At 47.7% G+C, this 9,326-nt stretch carries 5 protein-coding genes and 3 pseudogenes; 3 read left to right on the top strand and 5 right to left on the bottom strand.

Annotated elements, in window-relative coordinates:
• Positions 1–209: 209 nt before the first annotated feature.
• The 4 genes and pseudogenes from Abor_RS13310 to Abor_RS11380 all read right to left on the bottom strand — a co-directional run.
• Positions 210–356: pseudogene (locus tag Abor_RS13310) on the bottom strand (IS5/IS1182 family transposase); the annotation flags it as partial.
• Positions 357–399: 43 nt separating this feature from the next.
• On the bottom strand, positions 400–2,034 hold the full coding sequence (locus Abor_RS11390; protein WP_048842020.1) for an efflux transporter outer membrane subunit: 1,635 nt from the start codon (positions 2,032–2,034) through the stop codon (positions 400–402).
• A gap of 47 nt (positions 2,035–2,081) precedes the next feature.
• Positions 2,082–3,281 (bottom strand): efflux RND transporter periplasmic adaptor subunit, encoded by a 1,200-nt coding sequence (locus Abor_RS11385; RefSeq protein WP_048842017.1) that lies wholly within the window; start codon positions 3,279–3,281, stop codon positions 2,082–2,084.
• The gene (locus Abor_RS11380; protein WP_048842016.1) at positions 3,281–6,484 is read right to left on the bottom strand and encodes an efflux RND transporter permease subunit; all 3,204 of its coding nucleotides are present in this window, start codon (positions 6,482–6,484) and stop codon (positions 3,281–3,283) included. The genes Abor_RS11385 and Abor_RS11380 overlap by 1 nt, the downstream gene beginning before the upstream one ends.
• Positions 6,485–6,864: 380 nt before the next feature.
• Between Abor_RS11380 and Abor_RS13180 the strand changes: the two are divergent.
• The 3 genes and pseudogenes from Abor_RS13180 to Abor_RS11365 form a co-directional block, all read left to right on the top strand.
• Positions 6,865–7,098 (top strand): annotated as a pseudogene (locus Abor_RS13180) (transposase); the annotation flags it as partial.
• Positions 7,095–7,919, top strand: a pseudogene (locus tag Abor_RS11370) (site-specific integrase); the annotation flags it as partial. The pseudogenes Abor_RS13180 and Abor_RS11370, both read left to right, overlap by 4 nt.
• A gap of 205 nt (positions 7,920–8,124) precedes the next feature.
• Positions 8,125–8,604, top strand: a complete 480-nt coding sequence (locus Abor_RS11365) for a hypothetical protein (protein WP_048842015.1) — start codon at positions 8,125–8,127, stop codon at positions 8,602–8,604.
• A gap of 102 nt (positions 8,605–8,706) precedes the next feature.
• Here the strand turns inward: Abor_RS11365 and Abor_RS11360 are convergent, their stop codons facing one another.
• Positions 8,707–9,162 carry a DUF2846 domain-containing protein gene (locus tag Abor_RS11360; RefSeq protein ID WP_048842014.1) on the bottom strand — a complete coding sequence of 152 codons (456 nt, stop codon included), beginning with the start codon at positions 9,160–9,162 and terminating at the stop codon, positions 8,707–8,709.
• Between the last annotated feature and the right edge of the window lie 164 nt (positions 9,163–9,326).

Here is a 9,326-nt window from a genome sequence, read left to right as displayed (position 1 = left end):
CTACCATGGGGCTCATCCTCCGAGAGTTTTACTCTCCGGTAAACTAGGGACAGTTCACTACCGCGAAGGATGGTTTCTTCTCTTTCTCCAGAAGCATACGGGGGCTGCACTTTCCCGACATTTAGGAGGAAAATGCTTCGATTTGTTACTCCTGACTTTAACTCTTACCTCACGGGTTTTTCTGTTTCCATAAAACCCGAGGCAATTCAGTTCGGGGCGTTTTTCTGCTGAAGGCCATTGCGAATAATGTAAATGATCCCACTCAGAATCTGCCCGTCGTCCACTCTCTGCACACCATGGGTCGGAGGAAACTGTGGCTTAATCCACCTCCTCTTACTTTCAGACAGCAAAAACAGGGCAGACTTTGTCAATCTACCCATGTTATTTACTGTTAGATCGTCAGTTATTAGCCGAAGCGGGCTTGACTGTTTCTAGTGTTGTGCTTGGCGTTACGGGGCCAGTGGTCGTCAGATTTTCATACTGTTCCGGGCTGGGTGGGCTATCAATGCCTCCAACCGGTATGGGGTGGTGCAACCCTTCATACTGAAAGCCTGTAAACGTCATAGTCTGATCAGGCGTCGGCAGCAGTTTGTCATTCCAGCCCCCGCCCAAGGCACGAACCATACTTACCGCGGCCTGAAGCGCACGGGCTTGAACCTGTGCCTGTTCAATACGGGCATCAAGCGTATTGACCTGCGCAATCAGTGCATCCAGATATCCATCTGCGCCGCCTTTATACAGCGTCATTGTTAAGGTCTGTGATTGCATAGCTGCGTCTACTGCTTGCTTCAGACGCATGCTTTCAGCCCTGAGGCGCGCCGTCATGGAAAGACCATTTTCTACGTCCTTGAACGCTGACAAGACTGCCATACGATAACGGTCACGGGTTTCGCGATAGTTTGACCATGTACGCTGGAGCTGGGCCCTGCGCAGACCTCCTTCAAACAACGGCATGGTCACAGATGCCCCGTAAGACCACATACTGTTTGCCAAATTGGCCAGATCAAACCCGTTAGCGTCAAAGCCGCCATTCGCGTTGAACGATACATGTGGGTAGAACGCTGCGCGAGCAATACCAATAGCTCGGTTAGCCTGTGCCATTTCACGTTCTGCCACAGCAATATCCGGGCGACGTTGGAGCAGTTCAGATGGTATGCCTAACGGAAAAACAGGTTCCGCCGTATCCTGATTAGCTACTTCAGGAACATGAAAAGACGATGGTGACGCGTTGACCAACACAGCCAGAGCATGTTCCAGTATTTCGCGTTGTGCCTGAACATCCAACTGGCGTGCTTGTGTCATGTAAAGCTGATTCTTTGCACGAGCAACGTCAATGCCGGTTGCATCCTGATTATCAAGACGGGTCTGTGTAACTTTCAGGGCCTGCTGATAATAAGCGATAGATTGGGTATAAATAGCATTCTGCGCGTCCAGTCCACGCAGTGCGAAATAATCCGTGGCCAGTTCCGCCTGCAAACTGAGCCGGGCAGACGCATATTGCGCGGCTTGTGCCTGCGCATAATATTTCTGGGCTCTCACCCGGTTGCGGATGGAAGACCAAATATCCGGCTCCCAGCTTGCCATTCCACCATAAAACTCATCCGTGGCCGTAATTGGGCCTTTGTAACGAAAAAGCCTGTCGGAGGAGCTTTTGTTGTTGCTCGACCCAAGGGCAAGCGCAAAGTGCGGCAATAAGTCAGACCGTGCTTCCATGACAATTGAACGGGCCTGAATAAAGTGCTCTGCTTCAGCTTGTAGGTCAGCATTTCCTTCCATCGCTTGCGCTTCAAGTGTTGAAAGGGTTGGGTCTGCAAATAACGTCCACCAATCAGACCGTAAGACTGTATCTTGCGGTTGTGCATCGTGGAACAATCCCTGCCCATGCCATGATGTAGGCACAATAAAGTGTGGAGCCTGATAGGCTGGTGCAAGATCACACGCACTCAGTGCTGTCAGAGTCGCGAGCGTAACCCCTTGCACGCTTTTACGTCGAAAGAGCTTTTTCCCAAAAAAAATCTTATTTCTGTGTGACATCAGGGCAATCTTACCAGACAGGTTAAGAGGAACTTTAGTGACAACGGTCATTCGTCATCCTCCTCGCCATCGTTGCTGCTGGCTGCTGTAAGATACCCTTTTTCCGGCACGCTCAGGTGCACAGTCTGACCTTCCAGAAGATCAGACGGAGGATTGTTTATGATGCGGTCCGTTGGGTTCAGACCTGCATCCACTTCGGTATAAGCATCCGACATACGGCCTACGGTAATGTTTTTATAATGTGCTTTGCTTTGTGTATCGACTGTCACAACCTGCATGCCTTTTTCCTGAAAGACTAATGCTCCTGTTGGAATCGTATAAATACTTCCTTCTGCTGGCGCAGATAGAGCCACAGAGGCAAACGTACCCGGCCATAATTTTTGGTCGGTATTGTCAATGGTGAATTCCGTAACAGCCGTGCGGGTGTTGGGGTCATATCCTTTGGCGATAGTTAGAAAATTGGCCGTAAACACTTTATTGGGATATTGCGGTACTGTAACACGCGCTTTCAAGCCCGGTTTAAGAACGTAGGAGAGGACTTCCGGCACAGAGACAAAAAGACGCATCTCGTGCGTATCCGCTACAGTAAACAATTCACTAGCCGTACCATTGGCGTTCATATTACCGCTACCAGCCCCAACATAATCGCCTACGCTTATGTTTCTGGCGGTTACAACACCATCAAAAGGGGCAACAATGGTCTTAAACTGCTCAAGAGCATCGTAATGATCTACGTTATGCTGGGCAGCCTCCAATGCCGCACGCGCCGATTGTTCATTCGCATTCTGAACAGAAACAGATTGCCCGGAAACTGCCTGAGATTTTCCCATTGAACGCCAACGGTTGGCAGTCACTGTTGCAAGTCCATATTTGGCCTGCGCTACCTGGAGGTCGGCCTTTGCCTGCGCGTATTGTGCGTCCAAACCCGGTGCGTTGACTTCTGCAAGAACATCGCCCTTTTTTACCGGGGCCCCGTAATCCTTGTACCACATTTTCACATAACCGGAGACTTGCGCGTAAATAGGTGCCTCATACCAAGCGTTAATATTGCCTGGTAGTGTCATGGATAATGTAGGTGGGGCGGGTTTCGGCTGTGTAACGGCCACATCAGGCACGCTGGCGTGTGTCGCATCCGCCCGCAGTGTAACTTCACTATGCAGGTGTTGTACTTCTAAATACGCTACATATCCCACAAGCACACATAGCAGGCAGCCAATAAACAAACGTTTTTTTGTAAAAGTGGACATCAGACGACCTCCTGCTCATTGTCATGACCCGCTTTAGACGAGCACATTTTTTTTGTGTGAGAGCGATTGTGAAAAATTGCATAAACGCAAGGAACGAACAGAAGCGTTGAGATGGTCGCCAGAATAAGCCCCCCGATAACTGCCTTTCCCAACGGTGCATTTTGAGAATTGCTTATAGCCATTGGAACCATACCAATTACCATGGCAGAAGCCGTCATAATAACTGGGCGAATACGGCCAAATCCGGCTTCCACTGCGGCAACAAGCGCGTTGCCGTGTAAGGCAAAACGCTCCTTAGCGAACGAAACGACTAGAATGGAATTTGCCGTTGCTGTTCCCATGCACATGATGGCACCCGTCAACGCGGGCACAGAAAGACGTGTCTGGGTTAGGAACAAGCTCCAAGCGATACCTGCCAGTGCCCCAGGAAGTGCTGAAATAATAATAAAAGGATCAATCCATGACTGGAAATTGATCACAATCAGCATATAAATTAGCACAACTGACACGATCAGCCCTGCAACCAGTTCCATATACGCACCATGCATGGTGACAGCCTGACCACGAACATCCACCACCGCTGTCTGCGGTAGGTCATGATGTGTGTCAGCCACTACCTGCCTGACCTGTTTCAGAACGGCACCCAGATCGCTCCCTTCTGTTGACACATAAACATCAATTTCTGGCATTGAGTTATAGTGGGACACCTGCCCCGGCGTGCCAGTGGGCGTCACCGTGCTGATGCTGCCCAGAAGCTGCATGTCCGTCCCTTTAGGGTCACTGTCCCCTTTATCAACCGGAATAGTCAGTAAATCATTATAGTGGGTGAGTTGATCCTGTGAAACATAGACGTTGAGTGGGAACGTAATACCTGTTTTGGGGTCCAGCCAGTATTGTGGGTCGACCGTCTGGCTGCCTGAAAGAGTCATCAGTTCATTATTGGCAATATCCGCTTCGGTCATACCTGTGGCCTGACCAAAAGTTCGATTGCCTTGCACAAACAAAGTTGGTGTTTTCATAGTCTGCTGGATAACGACATCGGCAGAGCCGGGAATAGCCCGCAGCTTGTTCACCAGCAGACGAGCATACTGGTAGTTACTTTGGAGTTCGGGCCCCGAAATCTGAACGTCGATTGGCGCTGGTGAGCCAAAGTTTAGAATTTTGTCTGTCAGATCGGCAGGCTGAAAAGTAAAAGTGCTACCAGGAAATTTTTCTGAAAGATCCTTTCTAAGCAACTTACGATAATCCCAGACAGGAGATTCCTCATCCTTAAGAGATATCATTAAGTCGCAGTCCTGCGTGCCGATGGATGGTGTCGGAATAAAAGCCTGATTATGCGGCCCTTCCGGCAGCCCACAGTTATTAATAATACCCATAACCTTACCAGGTAAAAGCTTCTCAATTCGGTCATCTACCAGGGAGACAATACGGCCCGTTGTTTCAATCCGCATTCCCAACGGAGTGCGCATGTGCATCTGCATCATCCCGGATTTCACTTCTGGAAAGAAGTCCTGCCCGTTAACCAGAAACAGCCCAAGAGACAGCACTGATAGTCCGAGAAACACGGCAACAAACCGACCACGCTTTATAACAATGCGTTCTAAAAAGCGACCATAAGAAGTGCGAAATTTATGGAATTCCTGCTCAAATTTATTCTGGAAACGTCCCAAAATCCCTTTCGGCAAGGCCAGATGTTCATCACTGTGTAGACCCGGATGAACCTGTCCAGCCAACAGATATTTGGCCATGGTTGGCACCAATGTACGGGACAGAATGAAAGAGGCCAGCATGGCATAAACAATAGCTTCTGCCATGGGCATAAAGAGCCAACCGGCGACCCCACTCAATCGGAAAAGTGGTGTCCAAACAATACAGATACATAATGTTGAAACCAGAGTTGGCACCACAATCTGGTTGGCGGCGTCAATAATGGCGCGCTCCAGTTCCTTTCCTTCTTCAAGATGGGTGTCGATATTCTCGATCATAACTGTGGCATCATCTACCAGAATACCAACTGCGAGTGCGAGCCCCCCTAACGTCATGACATTGATGGTCTGTCCAGACAGTAACAAGCAGATAATAGCAGAAAGAATAGCAAGTGGAATAGAAGTGGCGATGATGAGCGTGGATCGCCATGATCCTAGAAATAACAGCACTACAAGGCCTGTGAGAATAGCCGCCGTGACCATTTCTCGCACAACATCTTTGATAGCATCTTTAACGAAAACCGAGGCATCACTCAGTATAGAAATATGTACGTCTGGCGGTACGAGTTTTTGTATACGGGGCAGAAGTTCCTTGGTGCGTGCTACAACATCTAGCGTAGAAGCATCACCACTTTTCATAACAACGACTTCCACACCCTGACGACCTTTGACCACCACGAGGTTGGTCTGCGGATGCCCGCCACGATAAACCTGCGCAACGTCATGCACATAGATAACAGCGTTACCAACACGTTTGACTGGGATATCACCCAATTCCTTCATGGAACGGGGAGTAGCGTTGGTTTGCACCATCCAATCGGTTGTTGCGATTTTTTGGTCTCCCGCGGGGAGCACAATATTCTGCTTACGCAAGGCATTCTGTACGTCCATTGCAGAAAGGTGATGCGCCTGTAATTGCTTCTGATTAAGCGCCACCATAATAAAGCTGTCCATACCACCATATGGATGTGGCAAAACAGCACCCGGTACTGTTACCAAAACAGGCCGAATGCGGGTCATGGCAATTTTATACAGATCAGACGGCGTTTGTTTTTCAGACGTAATCTGGAGTGCCAAAACTGGTACAGAGGAAGCTTCAAGCTTCATGACCATCGGAGCTGGGATATTATCAGGAAGCTGCTTGATAACCGTTTGAGAGATAGCCGTGACCTCAGCTTCAGCTTCCCCGATATCCGTACCGGGCTGGAAGTAGATATTAACGATACTTCTACCGTAATAAGAGCTACTTTCCATATGCTCTATACCCTCCACTGTGGAGGTTACGGCAAGTTCGTAGTTATAGGTGATACGGCCAGCAAATTCCTCAGGAAGCATGCCACCGTATGTCCACACCACAGACACAACGGGAATCCGGATATTTGGAAACACGTCAGTCGGTGCCTTGAAAAGAGACATTACACCAAAGGCAAAAATTAGCAGAGACAATACAATAAAGGTGTAAGGCCGCTTAAGCGCCGTCACAACGATGGCATTCATGCGTTTCCTTCCTTGCTGGAGTCATGGAATTCAACGCACATTAGAATTGGAGTTATACAAAAGTATTTTAAAAAAAACATTATTATGATATATAATTTTTTAATAAATTAAGATTTAAAGCCTGAACTTGCTACACTTACGATCTTTTTAATAAGATTTTTTCCACAACTTATTTTTTTACTAAAAGATTATATACTTGATGCTTTTAATATTTAGGTTGAAGGCTTTTTCGCCGCCTCCACCTCTCCTGCTGTTCCAGAAAATAATAGATCCTGAGCCTAAATTGCGGTCACAGTTCCGTAAATAGGCCACTGGACTTGTAACGTTTTTGTGCCGGCCATCTGAGCGTTTTAAACTTGTGTCAGGAGACCGACGAAACCATAAAACATACGGAAGATTTCAAGCGCGAGGCCGTGAGGATTGCGTTGAGTAGTGGACTGTCACGCACGCGGGTTGCGACAGATCTGGGCATTGGCCAATCCACTTTGGCGAAATGGATAGTGGATTATCGTCCGAGCGAGCTGGTATCCGGGCCTCAGGCTGATCTGGCCCGCGAGAATGAACGTCTTCGCCTGGAGAACCGAATTCTGCGGGAGGAGAGGGAAATCCTAAAAACCGATCTGAAGATACCCTTGAAGAAGAGGCTCAGAGAGCCCGAGAGAAAGGTTTACCAACCTTGAGTGGCAAGAGCGTCAAAAACCATATGATGCGCCTCTCGACCCTGTGGAACCAGTTACACCAAAGGGAGTTGGTCTCACGCAACCCATGGACCGGATGGAATTTTGAAAATGGGCAAAAGACCGTCCGGAGAAGCTGGACAGCTAAAGAATTAGCACTCTTGGCGTCTGCTTCATGGCATAGCACGTCCGTGCCAGAACATACTTGCCGGCTGGTCACATTGATTGCTGCTTATAGCGGAATGCGATTGGGAGAAATCTGCACTCTGAGAAAAGAAGACCTCCAGACCGTAGACGGTATCCCCTGCTTCCTAATACGCCCCCATACCGAAACCAGCAGGGCACCGAAAACAGAAGCAGGCACCCGCATGGTGCCAGTCCATTCAAAACTGGTTGACGCAGGAGTTCTGGCTCTTAAGGATACCACAGACGGCCCATACCTCATCCCTCGCTTGAAAATTTCAAAACAGGGTATCAGGGGCGCAGCACTGGGACGAGCGTTCTCTTTGCTCAAGACCCGTATCGGCCTGCCAGCGGAAATCACGTTTCACTCATTCCGGCATACTGTCTCAACCCAGCTTCGAAACGCAGGTGCCAATATCAGAGAAGTCTGGATTGACCGTCTCCTTGGCCATGAAGCAACCCATAAGAGCCAAGGGACGACTACTTATCTGACCAGCATTTCAACAGCCAATCTCAGGCAGACGGTGGAAGCCATAAGCTACCCAGAAACAGCCTTTGCAAACATAACGATTTAAAAGGGAGCAAGCAGTGCTCAATGGCTACCCATTAAGTACTGCTGGCAAGGGGGAGAAACCTCCCCCGTTGCCCCCCTAAATTATAGAAATTTAGGAAATACCTTATTGCATATCGAATCTGAGACCTAACCCTATTGATGTAAAATACCAAACCTGCAATGTAGCTCCCTGTAACAATTTTCTGATCATTAGAGGAAAATATATAGTGTTTAATAAGGCTATAAAAAATATTCTATTAGGCTCTTTTTCTCTACCGTTTCTATCTGGTTGCGCCAGTATTGTAAGCGGGGGACACCAAACTATATCCATCACAACAAATCCACCCGGTGCGAAATGCGCAGTTTATCGCGATGGGATACAAATTGGCTCTATTAATTCCACGCCTGGCTCTGTAACTGTAAGCCGCAAAGAAAGTGATTTGACTATAGGTTGCCTTAAAGAGCATTATGATTTTTCCAACGCTCAAAACACTTCCGACGTGAATGGTTGGGTTTTTGGCAACATTGGCTTCGGTGGTTTAATCGGTGTTGTTGTAGATATGGCAACAGGTGCTGTTCGCGCTTACGACCATAAAACAACAGTAGATATGATACCGCTTAGTGATAAGATTGCTGCTCCAGTTGGCCTTCCTGATCAGTTCCCCGGCCCTATCACTCGGGTTACACCAATTTCCAGTGGAAAATGACAGCACCTGAACCCTCTCTGACTATACCCCACCTTACGACAACAAGCGTCTCACAGCAATCAAATGGCCCGTTCTCAATGCATGAGAACGGGCCATTTGATATTAACTACAATCCCCAGAGACCGCTAGCTTAAGCCCCTCAATCTCTTTAGTGCCCTGTTCTTCAGAAACCACTTTCAGCTTTGAGCTCGCTGACCAAACGCCCATTGTAATTTGTTGTTGAACAAAATAGTTTTTACCTACATTTGTAAATAAAGAGATGTCGTGACGTGTCGTTTCACCTTCTGTTGACAAACGATGATCTTTATCACCATCAACAATCGAATAAAAAAACATATTATTCGCTGTTTTGCCAACGCACTTCCCATCAATACTAATATCCCGTTTGAGAGCCTGCCCCATAAAGCTGTCTCTGTAAAAGTAGATAGCTGCTTTCCCGGCAGGGGGATTGCTGAATTTTTTAGCAAACGCCATATCTTCCTGAGATGCCAAAGGAACACTAGCGCACGCTGATAAAAGACAAAGAACAGGCAGAGTAATAGCAATATTTTTGAACATATGTTTCCCTTAAGCATCAAAATAGGATCTATATTATTTCTAAAAATTTTTAGCAATTCATATAAAATTTTACAATTCAGAAAACCATCTAGGCTCAGGCCCAATTAATTTATTGAACTAAGCGAGAGGTTGTGATTCACAGGCTTACCGATGGAGGTAGGCCT

This window comes from Acetobacter orientalis, from assembly GCF_000963965.1.
GTDB classification, from domain to species: domain Bacteria; phylum Pseudomonadota; class Alphaproteobacteria; order Acetobacterales; family Acetobacteraceae; genus Acetobacter; species Acetobacter orientalis.
This window is presented reverse-complemented; position numbering and strand designations above follow the sequence as displayed.

Coding starts and splice junctions, on each gene's coding strand:
- Abor_RS11390 (WP_048842020.1), bottom strand. CDS start 2,034: ATGTCACACAGAAATAAGATTTTTTTTGGGAAAAAGCTCTTTCGACGT.
- Abor_RS11385 (WP_048842017.1), bottom strand. CDS start 3,281: ATGTCCACTTTTACAAAAAAACGTTTGTTTATTGGCTGCCTGCTATGT.
- Abor_RS11380 (WP_048842016.1), bottom strand. CDS start 6,484: ATGAATGCCATCGTTGTGACGGCGCTTAAGCGGCCTTACACCTTTATT.
- Abor_RS11360 (WP_048842014.1), bottom strand. CDS start 9,162: ATGTTCAAAAATATTGCTATTACTCTGCCTGTTCTTTGTCTTTTATCA.